Source organism: Fusibacter tunisiensis (assembly GCF_016908355.1).
GTDB lineage: Bacteria > Bacillota > Clostridia > Peptostreptococcales > Acidaminobacteraceae > Fusibacter_D > Fusibacter_D tunisiensis.
Genome location: NZ_JAFBDT010000001.1, coordinates 74,816 through 92,277 on the forward strand (window position 1 = coordinate 74,816; position 17,462 = coordinate 92,277).

Sequence of the window (17,462 nt, forward strand, 5' to 3'; positions counted from 1 at the left end):
TTCTGATGAGAATTACAAATCAAGCCATAATGCATAATTTAATAAAATTGATGAATCAACCGGATGTGCCTGCAAAAACAAAGCAATTGATTGGTTCTATCATTGAAGGACAGGTTATCGCACTAGAAGGAGAAACCTTGTCGGTTGAAGTGGATGGAGAGGTAATTAAACTTCAAAATCAGTCGTCACATGCTTTTCAGAAAGGCGACTTTATTTCTGCGCAAATTGTTGATGTTAAAGATGGGGCTTTGTGGATTCGCGTTGCAGATGATTTACCTCAAGAGACAGAAGACATACCAATGCAGTTGCTTAATAAAATGAAACTTCCAACCACACCAATCAATCAGGAAATTGTTAAAGCCCTCATTCAAAATGAAGTGCCTGTCACTTTGACAACGGTAAAATCAATGCAAAATGCTATAAAAGAAGTGGGTGTTTTTAGTGCTGAATTTAGTACTGCACCTGAGCCTACACGTGAAATGGCACTTGCAAATTTAGACAAGCCATTAAAAGAAATGATATTATTCATGATGAAGGATGAGCAAACGCCAGAACGTTCTAATGAGAGCCTATCCACTTTTAAAACAAATGACAGTGGGCATGTTGAGCGTCTGTTAACAACACCACTTGCAAATGAGGTTATAAAGGCTGAGGCTAAAGGTGTTTTTGAAGCGCTTAAACAAGTCTTAAACGTTGAATCTAGCTTGCCGGACACAAAAGTTGTTCAAGAACTTCTGAACCAGTTTGAGGTTAACAGAAGTAGCGTTTTAGTACGCGAAAATTTAGAATTGACACTTAAAAACTTAACGCTGATTGAAGCTGCCATCCAAAATAAGAACCCTGTTTCTGAAGCGTTTGTTAAACTATTGGACCAAATTTCTAAATTACCCCTTAAAGACCATGTGGTTTCACAAGCTTTAGAGATACTTGTTAACGAAGCCACGAATGATGAAAAAGTAGAGTCACTGCTTCAGTGGGCAAAACAATCAGGTTTATCTGAATCGATAGTAGAAGAGATGCAGACTCAATTTAGTATTGTTAAAGAATTGAAGCAAGTGCCTCAAGGTGTGCCTGACTCTATTGCCTTTTATCAGTTCCCGATACAACTTGAAAAAGAATTTACAACCGTTGATTTATATGTTAAAAAACGTCATAAAAAAGTGGACCCCGATGACTTATACCTTTTAGTTGCTCTAAATACCCACAATTGTGGTGAAGTAAGGTGTGCTGTCCATAAAATGAAGTCACACTATGATCTTGCATTTAGTTTGGAAGAAAAGGATACACGAGATTTGTTTAAAATGAATCAGCTAAATTTAGAAATGGTTTTGAACGAAATGGGCATTTCAGATGTCTCTATTCGATTTGGTGTAAAAGAATTAGATTTTGTTCAATCCTTTGAACCGGAACACGATGGTTTCACCATTGATATGAAAGTTTAGGTGAGGGTATGGAAAATAAAAAGAAACTGGCCAGCGCTTTGAAATTTAATCCTGATGTTGATGCAGCGCCTCAAGTTATTGCAAAAGGAATAGGGCTTGTTGCTGAAAATATTATAAAACGGGCTGAGGAAAGTGATGTTCCTGTATATGTTGATGAAAAATTAAGTCGACAATTGAATCAGTTGGATATTGGCGATCAAATTCCATATGAATTGTATGAGGTTGTGGCTGAAGTTTTAGTGTTTATAAGTGATGTGGACCAAAAGAAGGGGACAATTAAATGAATAAGAGAGATGTTGGCGCAATGGGAGAGGGCATTGCTGAAAAATGGCTTGAAAAGAGAGGATTTACCTGTCTTTGTAGAAATTATTACAGTCGATATGGTGAAATTGACTTGATTTTCGAAAAAGACAAAACACTATATTTTGTTGAGGTTAAGTATAGACGAAGCCTCTACTATGGAAATGCAGTCAATTTATTAAACAAAGGTAAAGTAAGCCGTATGCGGCAGACAGCGTCAAAATATATTTCAGAAAATTATAAGGCATTTATAAAATATAAACTTTCATACATTGGCATTTTGGAGATGGACTCAAAAATTGAATATACTTGGATTGAGGATCTTTTGGTTTAAGTGTTGGCAGAAGGTCTAATTTTAGTTGACTTATTTCCATAATTTGTATAATATATTATAAATTAACAAATTATGGAGGTGTTATGTATTCAAAAATTAATTCTGCAGTTGTAAGTGGCATGAAGGGTGAAGTTATTGAAATTGAAACGCAGATCAGTAATGGGCTACCATACCATATAATTGTTGGTTTACCAAGTCAGACCATAAGAGAATCAAAAGATCGTGTGAAATCGGCAATACGGGAAAGTGGGTTTAAGTTTCCAGATCAAAAAATTACACAAAATCTGTACCCCGCCCATTTGAAAAAGGAAGGTGCGCATTTAGATTTGCCACTTTCAATAGGAATTTTAGCCAGTATTTTAGACTTTAACTTAAAATTAGACACTTATGGTTTTATTGGCGAATTGTCATTAGAAGGTGAAATTAAACCGGTCTCTGGAAGTGTTGCATTGGTTGAAGCCTTTGCAAAGAAAGGTATAAATCATATTGTTTTACCGGCATCAAATCTAAAAGAACTGATTACAATTGAGGGTGTGTCATATCATCCAGTTAATCAACTAGGTGACTTGATTAAAGAGCTGATTGAGGGAAGCTTAGAAACGGCATCAGGCTTGGGCGCAGTTGCAGATGCGCCTAGGGCACAGGGAAATTACAATGAAACAAGAGGGCTGAACCATGTGATCAGGGCACTTACCATTAGTGCAGCTGGTGGGTTTAACACACTGCTTGTTGGACCGCCAGGGTGTGGAAAAACCATGCTCGCGGAAAGATTTCAAACAATTTTACCTTCTCTTACAGAGACAGAATATGTTGAAGTTTCAAAACTTTACGCACTAACTGGTGAAGCCTATATGAACAGACATAGGCCGTTTAGAATGCCACATCATAGCATTTCTATTACGGGAATGATAGGGGGTACAAGCGCCCTTTTGCCAGGTGAAATATCTAAAGCCCATAGGGGCGTTCTTTTTTTAGATGAAATACTGGAATATAAGAATCCTGTTCTTCAAGCCTTACGAGAGCCGATAAGTAGTGGAAAAATACAATTGACAAAGAATTTTAAAAACGCGAGTTATCCTTGTGAATTCACAATGATTGCAACGATGAATCCTTGTCCATGCGGATTTCATTTGTCAAAGTATAAGGCATGTACGTGTAACAGCTATGAAATTAAACGGTATCTAAATAAAATGTCTGGTGCCCTGCTTGACCGTTTTCATATGATTGTGTATCTAGACCGCGCGGGTCAATTTGTTGAAAATAAAGGCACTAGGGGAAAAGACTCAATAGAACTGCGCAAGGATGTTGAGGATGTGTGTAAACGCATTCTTAAGTTTAGGGATGATAATACACCAATGCAGATAGAAGTGGATGCAATACCAGTATTGCAACAGTTATATGCAACTAAAAACTTATCCATGAGAGGTGCAAAACAGCTGTTGTCAGTTGCAGAAGTTATAGCCCATTTTAACGCATCGGATACCATTGATAAAAGTGCTTTGTATGAAGCTGCATCTTATCACAACTTATCAAGATTGAAAGAAGGCCTTTGATGGATCGATATTTGTATAATCTTATGTGTTTAAAAAACTGGTGTCGGTTCACAAAAAAAGAACAGAATCAGATACTGGCATATTTTGGGTCGATTGAGTCAATAAATTGGCGTAGATTATCACAGTGTGGGTTACCGGATAATATAATAGAAGAAAAAAGTCAAAAGACGAAAGAAATTTGTCTTCGTGAGTATTACATGCTTTTGGAAAAACTAAAAATGAATGGCATTCAGTATATTGGCAAAAGAAGTGTCCTATATCCAAATAATTTTCATCATATTGACTGTCCGCCCGATATTTTTTTCTATAAAGGAAATGAAAGATTGCTTGAGAATAGACCTAAAGTGGCTATTGTTGGTACAAGACGACCAACCGCATATGGGAGAAAAGCAACAGTTGATATTGCAAAATTTTTATCTAAGCATGGCATTGTCGTTGTAAGTGGGATGGCACTTGGAATTGATGCAATTGCCCATAGAACTGCTCTAGAAGCTAATGGACTTACCATGGCGGTCATGGCGTCAGGCGTTATGAATGCCTATCCCAAAACCAACACTTCTATTTTTAAAGGCATACTAGACCAGAATGGACTTGTTGTGTCTGAAAAACCTTTTGATGAGGCGCCTAAACCCTATGAATTTCCATTAAGGAATAGGTTGATAAGTGGATTTTCGGATGCTGTTGTTGTAGTTGAAGCAAGTTTTGCAAGCGGAACGTTAACAACTGCCCAGCATGCAATTAATCAAGGAAAACCAGTGTTTGCATTGCCAGGGCCTGTTTTTTCAGAAACATCAAAAGGAACCAATCAATTGATTTATGATGGTGCGTATCCTTTAATTTGTTTGGAAGACCTACTTGCTGTGTCAGGTGTTAGTCCTGTTAAAGCAGACGCACACAAATCGATTGAGTTAGAAAAATTTAGTGAAAATGCACAAATAATATTTCGCTTAATAGAAGAGAAGAAAAAACAAGATTATGATGCCATTGAAAGCGAACTCAATTTAGAATATTCTGAAATTTTAGCTGCGGTTAATGAGCTTGTTATTGAGGGTTTATGTCGGTTTGAGTCTCTGACTGAAATAGGACTTGCTTAAAAAAGGCTTGACAAGTGATACAAAACTTTATAAATTTATTAGGTACACTTGTAAGATAAATAAAAATAGAGTTTGGAGCGTATAATGTCCTATAATTTAGTAATTGTTGAATCACCTGCAAAAGCAAAAACCATTGAGAAGTTTTTGGGTAAGAACTATAAAGTTGTGGCCTCTATTGGTCATGTTAGGGATTTGCCTAAAAGTACAATGGGTGTTGATATTGAAAATGATTTTGAACCCAAATATATCAACATACGCGGGAAAGGGGATTTGATTAAATCTTTGAAATCCGCTGCGAAAAAAGCAGATAAGATATTTCTAGCTACTGACCCTGACCGAGAAGGTGAGGCTATTGCGTGGCATCTCGCGTATATTTTGGGAATTGACCATGATGAAGCGTGTCGGGTTATGTTCCATGAAATTACAAAGGATGCCATTAAAAGTGCTATAAAAAACCCAAGACCACTTGATTTAAATCTCGTTGATGCACAACAAGCAAGACGTGTTTTGGATCGCTTGGTAGGGTATTCCATTAGTCCGATTTTATGGCGCAAGGTCAAGAAAGGCTTAAGCGCTGGTAGAGTCCAATCGGTTGCCACAAAATTGATTTGCTCAAGAGAGCGCGAGATACAAAGTTTTATTCCAGTAGAATACTGGAAAATTGATGCCGAAGGTCAATTGGATCAAAGCAAAGATTCTTTGGAACTTGAATTTTATGGCACTCATAATGGCAAGTTACCTTTGGAAAATGAAGCTCAGGTTGCGGCTATTTTAAAAGACCTTGACACTAAAAAAGGCGAAGTTATTTCTGTTGAGAAAAAGAAAAAATACAGACACCCATCACCACCGTTTATTACCAGTTCTTTACAACAGGAAGCGTCAAATCGATTTGGCTTTTCAACAAAGAAGACAATGATGTTGGCTCAACAACTCTACGAAGGTATTGCGGTTAAGGGACGTGGGACACTTGGTCTGATAACTTACATGAGAACAGATTCTACACGTCTTTCGGATACAGCGAAAGATACAATGCGTGCGCATATTGAAGAAACTTTGGGCAGCGAATGGCTAGGCACAATGGAAAAAAAGCAAAAAAGTGTAAAAAATGCACAAGATGCACATGAGGCAATTCGACCCACTTATGTAGAGTTGACACCAGATTCCCTTCAAAATGCACTTTCAAAAGATCAGCTTAAACTCTATGATTTAATATGGTCGAGAGCTGTGGCAAGCCAAATGAAAAGTGCAGAATTTGAAAGTCTGAGTATCGAAGTTCAGATAGGTGATTACGTATTTAAAGCCAGTGGGAGCAAATTGATTTTTGAAGGGTTTTTACGCATTTATACAGCGTCTAAACAATCGGATAAAATTCTTGCTGAAGTGACTAAGGGCGATGTGTTAGAAAATATTAAGTACCAACCAACACAACATTTTACACAACCGCCTGCAAGATATTCAGAAGCTTCGCTTGTTAAGGTAATGGAAGAATTGGGTATAGGAAGACCAAGTACTTATGCACCTACAATTTCTACGATATTAAGCCGCGGCTATGTTGAGAAAGAAAAGAAGAGTTTAAAGCCAACTGAACTCGGCTTTATTATTGATGAAATTATGAACGATTATTTTAGCTCAATTGTAGATGTTGATTTTACTGCGGGAATGGAAAAACAATTTGATACCATCGAAGCGGGAGAAGATGAATGGAAAAATTCTATCCGGACGTTTTTTAAGCCTTTTGAAACAATGCTAAAAAAAGCGGATGAAGCAATCGAAAAAGTAGATTTGACAGAAGAAACGGATATTGAGTGTGAGAAATGTGGCAGTATGATGTTGATTCGACATGGCCGATATGGAAAGTTTTTGGCATGTTCAAATTATCCGGAATGCAATAACACCAAACCAATTTTGAAGAAGCTTGGGATTGCATGTCCTGCATGTGAGAATGGTGAGATTGTAGAGCGAAAATCAAAAAAATTAAAAGTTTTTTATGGATGCTCAGAGTTTCCAGAATGTCGATTTGTCTCCTGGGATATGCCGATTGATCGAAAGTGTCCGAAATGTGGCGATATTTTAACTGAGAAAAAAACCAAAAAGGGTAAAACTATTAAATGTCACAATCCATCATGTGACTATAAGGAATAATTAGGAGGAAAATTAATTGGAAAGTAACATTCTTCAAAAAATGCGTAGGTTGAATCGCATTTTACAAACATCTGCAGCGACTCAGTTGTCGTTTAAGGACCTGTGTCACACGATGATGACAATTCTAGATTCCAATGTTTATGTGGTTAGCAAACGCGGTAAGATATTAGGTGCCAGCTTGATTGAGCAGGAAGACAGCGCGGTTGTGAATACAGAAAAGGGTGATCAGTTTTATGATCAGGAAGAGCAGGAAAAACTTCTTAAAATTAATGAAACGCTTTTTAATGTGACAAAAGAAGAACTGCAGTCACTCTTTAAAAACGAAATTGGGAGTTCCTCTAAATTTGCAACGATTGTACCTGTAATTGGAAATGCCCAAAGGATGGCAACTTTTATAATTGCCAGACGAGAAAAAGTATATTTAGAAGAAGATTTGATTTTGGCAGAATATGCGGCCACTATTATTGGTTTAGAAATCATCCGCGCAAAAAGTGATGAGCATGAAGAAGTGGTTCGTAAGAAGGCAATTGTTCAAATGGCAATTAGCACACTTTCATACTCAGAATTTGAGGCTGTTGTGAATATTTTTGATGAACTCGATGGTGCTGAAGGCTTACTTGTTGCAAGTAAAATAGCAGATAAAGCAGGGATCACGCGTTCTGTTATTGTAAATGCACTCCGCAAGTTTGAAAGTGCAGGTGTTATTGAAACGCGTTCGTTGGGCATGAAAGGTACCTATATTAAAGTTTTAAATGATTTGCTACTTCCTGAATTGGAACGTGTTAAGCAATAAATTGATGCATTGGCATATTAAAAGTCCTTCTTGAAATTCATTCAAAGAAGGACTTTTGCCTTATTTACGAAAAACACTTTATTTTATACAATATATAGGGTAAAATAGACCCATAAGTTGTATATATAGTATAAATTGGGATACTTGTAATCATATAAAGTAATTGTCCACATGAACCGATATGTTATATATGAGTATGTAACGGGCGTCATAAGGAGGGTGCTATGTTAAACAAATCATTTGATCGAATTAATTTATTGAATAAGGCTTTAGACGGTGCTTGGCTTAAAAATAGCGCGATTTCCAACAACATAGCCAATGTGAATACACCGGGATATAAACGTCAGACGGTGAATTTTGAAGAGGTGCTAAGAACGGAGATCGCCAAGTCTTCGTCGGCTCAAATGATAAAAACAAATCCAAAACATATGGATCACATGGGAAATGGTCAAATTTCAATTGAAGAACAAGCGAACACCAGTTACCGTGTTGATGACAACAATGTAGATATTGACGTGGAAAATGCAGAGATGGCTAAAAATACACTATATTATAACGCTGTCATTAATTCTGTAAATGGGCAATATAGCCGACTGAAAAGTGTCTTTAATATCAATAAATAAGGAGGGACGTTATGGGATTTTTTAATTCAATTAATGTCAGTGCAACTGGCCTTACTGCAGAACGTCTTAGGATGGACTTGATTAGTGAAAATATTGCCAATGCCAATACGACACGAACTGCAAGTGGCACACCGTATAGAAGAAAAGTGGCTGTTTTTAGAGCTCAAGAAGCTTCTAGTTTTGAGCAAATGCTAAATTCGGCAAAGGGACTTCAAACACTTGGTCAAGGGGTTGAAATTGCAGGAATTGTTGAAGACCAAGCACCCTTTAAAAAAGAATACAATCCAGATCATCCAGATGCGGATGCTGAGGGCTATGTAAGTCTTCCGAATGTCGAAGTGGTTAATGAAATGATTAACCTTATTTCTGCTTCTCGGGCCTATGAGTCCAATATTACCGCTGTGAACACAACCAAGGCAATGGTGATGAAAGCTTTAGAAATCGGCAAATAGGCCGTTTAAGAGTGTAGAAAGGGGTAGGCATGATCGTTAATGGTATTCAAAACATCGGATCTTTAAATCTCGATAAAATTAAAGAAGTAAATCAAACACTTGATTCTGGTCAAGTTAATTTTTCAGAACTCTTAGCAGATGCACTTAATAGTGTCAATGCAGATCAAAATTATTCTACTGAGATTGGGAATGCTTTTCTGCTCGGCGAAATTGACAGTGTCCATGATGTAAGTATTGCAGGGATGAAGGCTGATCTGTCTTTAAATCTAGCGGTTGAAGTAACAAATAAGTTACTGGCAGCTTATAGTGAAATAATGCGACTCCAATTGTAGTAATTAATAGTCATAAGAGGTGTTTTAATGAGAGAGTTATTAAACAGAATTCTAGAAAGCGTCAAAGCCTTTCACTCGCGTTTGGACCGAAATCGAAAAATTTTATTATACGTGGGATTATCTGTGTTAATCTTAGCGCTGACGTTTGGAATTCTTTTTTTTACAAGAACTGAATATGTTGTTGTGGCTCAAGGGCTTACTGCAGCTGATGCTCAGATTGTTACTGGTCAGTTGGATGAATTGGGTATTCCTTGGCAAGACAGTATGAACACCTCGGTGATTTCTGTGCCTGAAGCTTATGCGTCTCGGGCGCGAATGGAAATTGCAGCAAATGTCCAGGCTGTTAGTTTTAGCTGGTCTGATTTTTTTAGCAGTGAATCTATTACTATGACTTCCCAAACCAGAGAACAAATGATTATACAAGCAACAGCTTCTGGTGTTGAGGAATCCATTGAGACTTTAACATCTGTTGACAATGCCACTGTAATATTACAAATTCCAAAAGAAAGTAATTATTTCGTTAAAGATGAAATTGAATCAAAAGCTTCGGTTGTTCTGGAATTAAAAGGTGGAACTTCTTTAAATGAGCAACAGATTAATGGCATCGTAAGTCTCATTATAAATTCTGTTAAAGATTTAACAGCTGAAAATGTTGCTTTATTGGATTCAAATGGCATTCAATTAAACGATCCATACCGTATGGATGATTTTAGTGCCAACTCAAATTATGAACTTCAATATAAAGTTCAACAGCAGATGCAACATGATCTGACCTCGTTTCTAGAAACCTTGTATGGCGTTGGAAATGTTGAAGTAAAACCAAGTGTCATTATGGAATTTGACCGTCAAACGGAATCTCAACGTATTTTTAGTCCGCCTATTGAAGGTGAGATTTCCGGAATGGTTAGAAGTGCGACGACTATAACTGAAAACGTCGTTAATAGTGCTGGTGCAGTAGGTGTGCCTGGCACAGATTCTAATTCGGGGGAAGCGACTGGATATGTGGAAGGAGATTCTGGAGAATCTTCTTATGAAAAAGCAAGTGAAACTTTAAATTATGAACTCAATGAAATTTATCGTGAAATTATAAGCTCACAAGGTGACATTAAGGAACTGTCCATAGGGGTTTTGTTAAATTCCACAGCGCTTATTGACGGTCAATTGTCAAACGACCATTATACTGAGTTGGTATCACTTATAGCCATGTCTGCAGGAACTGCTGCCGATAACATAAGTGTTATGGTAAGTGAATTTCCTGATCCGATGGCTTATTATGACGTTTATACTGCTGAAGTGGAAGATGGACTTGTCTTTGGCGTTCCATTATGGGCACTGATTGTTGTGGCTGTGGTGACACTTATAGTTGTGATTGTTGTTGTTCTAATGATTAGACGTAAGAAAGCAAAAGAGGCTGAAGCGGCTGAACTTGAAGCCCAGCGCAAGAAAGAACTTGAAGCAAAACGAGACCTTGATGAAATTGATCAAATTGAAGAAGATAAAGGCAGTCCTAAGTACCATATTGAAAAATTTGTGGACAACAATCCGGAAGCGGCTGCAGCACTTCTCAGAGCATGGCTTAACGATTAGGAGGCGACTTGATGGCTGTAAAAAAAGGGAAAATGACAGGAAAGACAAAAGCTGCCATACTTTTGATTGCTTTAGGACCAGAAAGGTCTGCTAAGCTATTTAGTCATATGCATGATGATGAAATCGAAGAATTAACACTTGAAATTGCAAATGTTAGCCGAATTTCGCCTGAAGAACGTGAATCGGTTCTTGAGGAATTTTATCAAGTATGTCTGGCTCAAGAATTTATATCAGAAGGCGGTATCAATTACGCGAAAGAGGTTCTTGAAAAAGCAATGGGATCTCAAAAAGCACTTGAGATTATCAATAAATTGACGTCTTCATTACAGGTGAAGCCTTTTGATTTCGTTAGAAAAACAGATGCAAATCAATTGTTGAACTTTATCCAAAATGAACATCCTCAGACACTGGCGTTGATTTTATCTTACCTTAACCCCAATCAGTCTGCTCAAGTTTTATCTGCCTTGCCACAGGAAAAACAGGCGGATGTTGCCCAGCGAATTGCAACGATGGAAAGTACATCGCCTGAAATTATAAAAGAGGTCGAACTCGTCCTTGAGAGAAAGTTATCGTCTATGGTTACTCAAGACTACTCAGCAACGGGTGGTATTCAGTGTATTGTTGATATTTTGAATTCTGTTGACCGTGGAACTGAAAAATACATCCTTGAGACACTTGAAATTCAAAATGCAGAACTTGTTGAAGAAATCCGGAAAAAGATGTTTGTTTTCGAGGACATCGTCAATTTGGACAGTGTTGGTATTCAAAGATTTATCAGAGAAGTGGACAACAACGATCTTGCAGTTGCACTTAAGGGTGCTACTGATGAGGTTAAGGAAATGATTTTTGCCAATATGTCCAAGCGTATGTCTGAAATGCTCAGAGAAGATATGGACTTCATGGGTCCTGTTCGCTTAAGGGATGTTGAAGAAGCACAACAAAAAATTGTTAACATCATCCGAAAACTTGAGGAATCAAATGAAATTATTATAGCAAGAGGCGGAGGAGATGAACTCATTGTCTAAGATTTTTAAAGCTTCCAGAGTTATTTTGGATGAAAACGCCTTTGTACTGAAAAATAAAGAAGAAGTGATAGAAAATCATAACGCTCAAGAGCGTGATACAGAACCTGATTTTTCTGACCTATCAAATGAAAGAAGACCGGATGATAGTGTTGAACAAGCAAAGCAAGAGGCTGAGGCTATATTGGAAGAGGCGGATGCAGAAGCGGATCTAAAATTAAAAAATGCTGAAATGAGCAGTGAATCCATTATTTCAGATGCTTACGATCAGGCCAAAGGTATAATGGAACGTGCGAAACAAGATGGCTATAAAGATGGATTTGATTCTGGTCTTGCAGAAAGTCAAAAAGTAGGCAATAAAATTATTGAACAGGCTGAAACAATAAAGCAAGCATGGCTTACTGAAAGAGAAGCTGTTTTTAAGAGCGCTGAAAAAGAGATGATTGATCTTGTTTTAGAAGTTGTAGAGAAACTGCTAAATCACCATGTGGAAACGGATGTTTCTTTGATAGAGTCCTTAATAAAAATGGGGATTCAAAGGGTTTCTAGAACGGAACAACTCACCATACGTGTTTCAACCGATGATTACAATCAAGCAATTTCAGTAAAACCCATAATATTGGCTATGAGCGATAAAATAGATGCTATTGAAATCAAAAGAGATCCATCGCTTCAAAATGGCTCGTGTATGATAGACGCTGACTCGGGCAGTGTTGACAGTGGCATTTGGACACAATTTGAAGAAGTCACCAAGTTGTTTGAAGAAATGTTGAAAGGTGAGTAGACATGTTGGAACGCTATAAACAGGCAGTTGAAGAGTCGGTGTTTCTAAGATACAGTGGACGCGTCTCAAAAATTGTTGGGTTGATGATTGAATCTATAGGCCCTGCTGTTGAAATTGGTGAAGTGTGTGATATTTTCCCAATTAAAGGGACAAATCCTTTAAAAGGTGAAGTTGTTGGCTTTAATCAAGACAAAGTTTTACTTATGCCACTTGGGGATATGATTGGTATAGGGCCCGGTAGCCGTGTGGTTGCTACTGGACATGCCCTTCAAGTTGAAGTCTCTGAAGCTATGCTTGGTCGAATATTTGATGGTCTTGGAAACCCTATTGATGAGATGGCGAAACCTGCTGCCGACCAAAAATATCCTGCCAACAATGATCCGCCGAACCCGCTTTTTAGAGACCGTATTGATGCGCCAATGCCACTTGGGATTAAAGCAATCGATGGGCTGCTCACGTGTGGTAAGGGACAAAGAATCGGTATATTTGCAGGTTCTGGAGTCGGTAAAAGTACCTTGCTAGGCATGATTGCAAAGTACACTAAAGCAGATGTAAATGTGATTGCACTAGTTGGAGAGCGGGGACGTGAAGTTCGTGAGTTTATTGAAAATGAACTTGGAGAAGAGGGGCTAAAAAGATCAGTTGTTGTTGTGGCGACCTCTGATAAACCGGCTCTTGTTCGTGTTAAAGCTGCACTCATTGCAACTTCAATAGCGGAATTTTTCAGGGATTCAGGTAAAAATGTAATTTTGATGATGGATTCTGTCACACGTTTTTCAATGGCCCAAAGGGAAATTGGACTTGCTGTCGGCGAGCCACCTGTAACCAGAGGGTACACGCCATCCGTGTTTGCCATGCTTCCAAGGCTACTGGAGCGGGCGGGAAATTCATCCAAAGGATCGATTACGGGTCTTTATACTGTTTTGGTTGACGGTGATGACTTTAATGAACCGATTTCAGATGCTGTGAGAGGGATATTGGATGGTCATATTATGTTATCTAGAAAATTAGCGTCACTGGGCCATTATCCGGCAATTGATGTTTTGGACAGTACAAGTCGAGTCATGCCCAATATTGTTGATGAAGACCACCTTCTTGCTTCAATGCGATTTAAAGAGGTTTTAGCAACGTATAGAAATTCTGAAGATTTAATTAACATAGGTGCTTATGCAAAGGGGACAAATCCACATATTGACCTCGCAATTGATAAATATGACGATTTTATAACGTTTTTAAAGCAGAGAACAACAGAGACTTTGTCATTTGAAGAAAGTAAGTCGTTATTAAAGGACTTGATTAGATGAAGAAGTTCAAATTTAGATATGAGAGCGTTTTAAAAATGCGCATGGATGCGGAAGATAAAGTTAAGCATCAACTGGCTGGGTTAATTAAAGAGCGCCAGAACCAGTTAGATGCACTTGAAGCTTTAAAAGGTCGCGAGCAGTCTTACTTGGTGTTTATTGAAGAGAGTTTAAGAAGTGGACGTGCTAAACATGAAATGCATCATTTTTCAGATGGAAAAAAGTATTACTCTGATCATAAACATGTGCTTCAAAATCGTGTATCAAGATTGGACCAAGATATTAAGAAAAAACAAGAAGAACTTCTTGAGGCAGTTAAGTCTAGAAAAATAATGGAAAAACTGAAAGAAAATGCGTATAGAGCATATGTTGAAGCGTTTAATGAGGCGGATGCCAAGCTGATTGAAGAAGTTGTTAACTACAAAAATAATCGGACGAATGGAGAATCGTAATGGCAGAAATACAAAACAATGAGCCTTCTGGGAATGAATCCGAAAAGAAATCAAAAGGGTTAACGGGGTGTCTCGTTGTACTACTTGTACTTTTATTGACCCCTTTATTGGTTGTTGGGGGTCTTTATTTTTTGAATAATGATTTTAATATGACTGTAAATGGTTTGATGTCCAATGTACCAGGAGGTTTGGGCGACTATTTTTCAAAATTCCCAACAAGGGCAGAACAAATGGAACAGATTAAGCAAATCTCTGAATTTATGCTCGACTTACCGGAAGAACGCGCTGTGGACAAGCTAATGGTTTTAAACAGTGAGGACAGTGGTGCTTACAATGATGTGGTTAAAGATATGCTGAGACTGAATCCAAATAAAACCAGACGCATATTAGATGCAATCAGGGATGCAACTGTTAGTGAAGATGTCCTTCAAAATACGCTTAAATCCATTGAGACTGAAAGACAAGACGATTTAAAAGAATTGGCCGCTCATATTGAATCGTTACCAGTTGACTCTGCAATTCAAGAAATTGAATCCATTATTGAAAGTGGTATAAATGGTCATGCTGAAGTGGGCTCAATAATTGAATGGATTTCAGATGATGCTGCAATGAAGATCCTTTATCAAATGGATGTTGAAGATCGAAACATATTGTTTTCACATCTTTCAATTCAAAAGAAACAAGCAATTCAGCAAATGTATAGCGATTACACCAGACGCACTGAAGATTTGAAGCAGATTGCAGATGTATATAGATCTGAAGATGCTGAAGCTGTGGCGGAAGCATTGGGAAGTTCAGGCAATTATTCAATGGAAGAACTGGCAATTATTTATGCGCAAATGGGGCCACGTAAAGCAGGAGAAGTTTTGGCGAAAAATACAGATGAAACGTTTGTGTTTGATTTGGTTGCGCAAATTAAAGCCACAGAAATGCTAGATAAGGGTGAAGATTTATTGACACCGGATATTTTAAAATCACTAAAGGTTTATCGAGAATTTGACGATAATGTTAGAGAATTGGTAAATGTCTATGCAAGGATGGCAAATACAGATATTCTACCAATTTTAGAGAGTATGATTTTGAACTCAGCGCCTTCTGCAATATATGAACTTAATAATGGCGATTTAATCAGAATTTCAGATGAAGATCTTGTTTTAGGTTTATTGGAACAGTTTACTGAAAAGAAACGTTCTGAACTATTGGCGTTGATGGACAGCACGCTCTCTACAGAATTGACGCGAAAACTCGCGCTACCACAACAATAGGAGGTGTATATGCAAATTAGAGAATGGATTGCAAGTCAATCGATTCTCAACCCAGCAGTATCCGTTGGCAACAAATCAAATCAGCCAACAGATGCGTTCAGCCAGTTGTTTGAAAGTAAAAAGATACCAAAAATCGAAAGAAATCCCATGAAAGAACCTGTCTTTAAAGAACCGGTGCAGGGGAACCCAGAGAAAATAAAGGTTCCAATTGAAGATCCAGTCTATAAGACAGACCAAGTAAAAGTTAAGCAGCAAGAAAACAATTCTAAAGATGGGCCGTCAAAAATTGACAGTAAAAAGACTGAAACAAAAGTAGCTGAGAAGACGAATGCATCAGAAATGACAAAAGAAATGGATGCAAACGAGGAACTTGACGCGCTAAAAGAAAAACTCAAATCAAAATTTGGCTTATCCGATGAAGATTTAAATGCTTTAATGGCATTTATGAATTTGGATTTGAGAGAAATGGTTCAACTGTTAGAATCGGTTCCTGAGGTGTCATTAGATCTTATAAAAGAAATTCATGTTTCACTTGAATCTCTTGAAATTAACAAGATGCTAAATGAACCCTTGGACTTAGAGTTGGTTGAAAAGTTAGACCAGCAAATTGAGTTGTTAAAACAGTCTTTGGAACCTGCTATCGAAAATAGCAATCCAGAACACTCCGCCTTGCTGGCAAACGTAATGGAGAACTTTGATGAAATCCTTGTGAAGTTTCAGCAAACGTTGGATATTAAACCTTCTGATGCGTCTACAAAAAAAGAACAAACTGAAGATGCACCTTTGATGACCACTAAGAACTCTGAAGGGACTGTACAGAGTGATACGCCTGTGAAGTCTTCTCAAGTGATCCAAAAAGACGCGGAAACAAAACCGGTAGACCAACAGAAAAGTGAAACTAATTTGGAATTAAAGACAAGCGGCACCAAGGATGTTTCAGAGCATGTGCATGATCCTGATACGAACAGTGCTCAGAATCAAGACGTTGATGATGTGATATCTTTTCATCAACTGGTAATGCGTCAACCCGGTTTGGTATCCAATCAGACGGTACAAGGAACACAGGTACTTAAACAAGATATATTTACGCAAGTTATGGATGCAGTTAAGGGTAATTTTAAGATCGATGAAAATGGGACGTCGATGCTCGTGAAATTACAACCGGAACAACTGGGAAATGTAGAACTTAAATTGAATATTCATAAGGGTCTCGTAATGGCTGAAATTAAGGTTGAGAACGAAATTGTTAAAGCAGCTGTTGAATCAGGATTAGATGATTTGAAGCAGAATTTGGCAAACAAAGGTTTTACAGTAAATCAGATCAATGTATCTGTCGATACTGGTAAAAAAGAACAGCAAGAGGCTTTTGAGTTTTTAAGTCAAAAAAAGGCTTCAAAAAAAGGTGTTCAATCGGTTGAAGAGGAAAATGGAAATGAGACACGTGTTCAAACGTATATGTTTGACAGTGATGAAACCTCAACAATTAATTATCTAGGATAGGAGGTAAATATGGCATTTCCAATTAGTGGAACATTTACACAAGATCAAATTGAAAAGTTGAATGTCATTAGCAATGACAAAGCAAATGAAAAGCGAAAAGCGTCACAAGAACTGGATAAAGATGCTTTCCTTAAATTGATGATGGCTCAACTTCAAAATCAGAATCCCCTCGAGCCAGTGGATAATAAGGATTATATGGCTCAAATGGCACAATTTTCATCAGTGGAACAGCTGTCAAATATTGTGGGCTCTATTGAGGGTACAAATGAATTGAATGCTCTTATTTCAACCCAGTTAGATGAACTTAAAGAAGCGGTTGAGAAAAGTGGCACAACTGAAGAATCGGGAAAATTATTAGAACAAAACACAAAGATTCTTGAAGAATTGATGAAAATGAATCAGATGCTTACGCAATACTTTGAAAGTGAAACTTCTGTTGAAGACACTGATTTGTTTGAACTTTTGGCAAATGATTAGAATCAGGTG

18 protein-coding genes are annotated in these 17,462 nt (G+C 37.7%); all 18 read left to right on the top strand.

Annotated features, from left to right (window positions below; translation table 11 throughout):
- The first annotated feature begins 5 nt into the window (after window positions 1-5).
- The 18 genes from JOC49_RS00395 to JOC49_RS00480 all read left to right on the top strand — a co-directional run bounded on the left by JOC49_RS00395 (window position 6) and on the right by JOC49_RS00480 (window position 17,453).
- Entirely contained in the window at window positions 6-1,442 is a 1,437-nt protein-coding gene (locus tag JOC49_RS00395) for a hypothetical protein (RefSeq protein WP_204661093.1), read from the top strand.
- An 8-nt stretch (window positions 1,443-1,450) separates the two neighbouring features.
- Window positions 1,451-1,726 carry an EscU/YscU/HrcU family type III secretion system export apparatus switch protein gene (locus JOC49_RS00400; protein ID WP_204661094.1) on the top strand — a complete coding sequence of 92 codons (276 nt, stop codon included), beginning with the start codon at window positions 1,451-1,453 and terminating at the stop codon, window positions 1,724-1,726.
- Window positions 1,723-2,076, top strand: coding sequence for a YraN family protein (locus JOC49_RS00405; protein ID WP_204661095.1), 354 nt, complete (start codon window positions 1,723-1,725; stop codon window positions 2,074-2,076). The genes JOC49_RS00400 and JOC49_RS00405 overlap by 4 nt, the downstream gene beginning before the upstream one ends.
- A gap of 83 nt (window positions 2,077-2,159) precedes the next feature.
- A complete protein-coding gene (locus tag JOC49_RS00410) occupies window positions 2,160-3,629 on the top strand; it encodes a YifB family Mg chelatase-like AAA ATPase (protein WP_204661096.1) in 1,470 nt (489 codons plus the stop codon).
- A complete protein-coding gene (gene dprA / locus JOC49_RS00415) occupies window positions 3,629-4,723 on the top strand; it encodes a DNA-processing protein DprA (RefSeq protein ID WP_204661097.1) in 1,095 nt (364 codons plus the stop codon). The genes JOC49_RS00410 and dprA overlap by 1 nt, the downstream gene beginning before the upstream one ends.
- A gap of 84 nt (window positions 4,724-4,807) precedes the next feature.
- Window positions 4,808-6,865: a type I DNA topoisomerase gene (gene topA, locus JOC49_RS00420; protein ID WP_204661098.1), complete on the top strand. Its 2,058-nt coding sequence runs from the start codon at window positions 4,808-4,810 to the stop codon at window positions 6,863-6,865.
- Window positions 6,866-6,881: 16 nt separating this feature from the next.
- A complete protein-coding gene (codY, locus tag JOC49_RS00425) occupies window positions 6,882-7,658 on the top strand; it encodes a GTP-sensing pleiotropic transcriptional regulator CodY (protein WP_204661100.1) in 777 nt (258 codons plus the stop codon).
- Window positions 7,659-7,882: 224 nt separating this feature from the next.
- Window positions 7,883-8,281, top strand: a complete 399-nt coding sequence (gene flgB / locus JOC49_RS00430) for a flagellar basal body rod protein FlgB (protein WP_204661101.1) — start codon at window positions 7,883-7,885, stop codon at window positions 8,279-8,281.
- An 11-nt stretch (window positions 8,282-8,292) separates the two neighbouring features.
- On the top strand, window positions 8,293-8,733 hold the full coding sequence (gene flgC / locus JOC49_RS00435) for a flagellar basal body rod protein FlgC (RefSeq protein WP_204661102.1): 441 nt from the start codon (window positions 8,293-8,295) through the stop codon (window positions 8,731-8,733).
- A 29-nt stretch (window positions 8,734-8,762) separates the two neighbouring features.
- Window positions 8,763-9,065, top strand: a complete 303-nt coding sequence (fliE, locus tag JOC49_RS00440) for a flagellar hook-basal body complex protein FliE (RefSeq protein WP_204661103.1) — start codon at window positions 8,763-8,765, stop codon at window positions 9,063-9,065.
- A 27-nt stretch (window positions 9,066-9,092) separates the two neighbouring features.
- Window positions 9,093-10,652, top strand: coding sequence for a flagellar basal-body MS-ring/collar protein FliF (gene fliF / locus JOC49_RS00445; protein ID WP_204661104.1), 1,560 nt, complete (start codon window positions 9,093-9,095; stop codon window positions 10,650-10,652).
- A gap of 11 nt (window positions 10,653-10,663) precedes the next feature.
- A complete protein-coding gene (gene fliG, locus JOC49_RS00450) occupies window positions 10,664-11,677 on the top strand; it encodes a flagellar motor switch protein FliG (protein WP_204661105.1) in 1,014 nt (337 codons plus the stop codon).
- Window positions 11,670-12,458 carry a FliH/SctL family protein gene (locus JOC49_RS00455; protein WP_204661107.1) on the top strand — a complete coding sequence of 263 codons (789 nt, stop codon included), beginning with the start codon at window positions 11,670-11,672 and terminating at the stop codon, window positions 12,456-12,458. Before fliG ends, JOC49_RS00455 begins: the two co-directional genes overlap by 8 nt.
- Before the next feature lie 2 nt (window positions 12,459-12,460).
- The gene (gene fliI / locus JOC49_RS00460; RefSeq protein ID WP_204661108.1) at window positions 12,461-13,762 is read left to right on the top strand and encodes a flagellar protein export ATPase FliI; all 1,302 of its coding nucleotides are present in this window, start codon (window positions 12,461-12,463) and stop codon (window positions 13,760-13,762) included.
- Window positions 13,759-14,211: a flagellar export protein FliJ gene (fliJ, locus tag JOC49_RS00465; protein ID WP_204661109.1), complete on the top strand. Its 453-nt coding sequence runs from the start codon at window positions 13,759-13,761 to the stop codon at window positions 14,209-14,211. The genes fliI and fliJ overlap by 4 nt, the downstream gene beginning before the upstream one ends.
- Entirely contained in the window at window positions 14,211-15,476 is a 1,266-nt protein-coding gene (locus JOC49_RS00470) for a hypothetical protein (RefSeq protein WP_204661110.1), read from the top strand. The genes fliJ and JOC49_RS00470 overlap by 1 nt, the downstream gene beginning before the upstream one ends.
- Before the next feature lie 9 nt (window positions 15,477-15,485).
- A complete protein-coding gene (locus JOC49_RS00475) occupies window positions 15,486-16,976 on the top strand; it encodes a flagellar hook-length control protein FliK (RefSeq protein WP_204661111.1) in 1,491 nt (496 codons plus the stop codon).
- Between the two features lie 9 nt (window positions 16,977-16,985).
- Window positions 16,986-17,453: a flagellar hook assembly protein FlgD gene (locus JOC49_RS00480; RefSeq protein WP_204661112.1), complete on the top strand. Its 468-nt coding sequence runs from the start codon at window positions 16,986-16,988 to the stop codon at window positions 17,451-17,453.
- Window positions 17,454-17,462 lie beyond the last annotated feature (9 nt).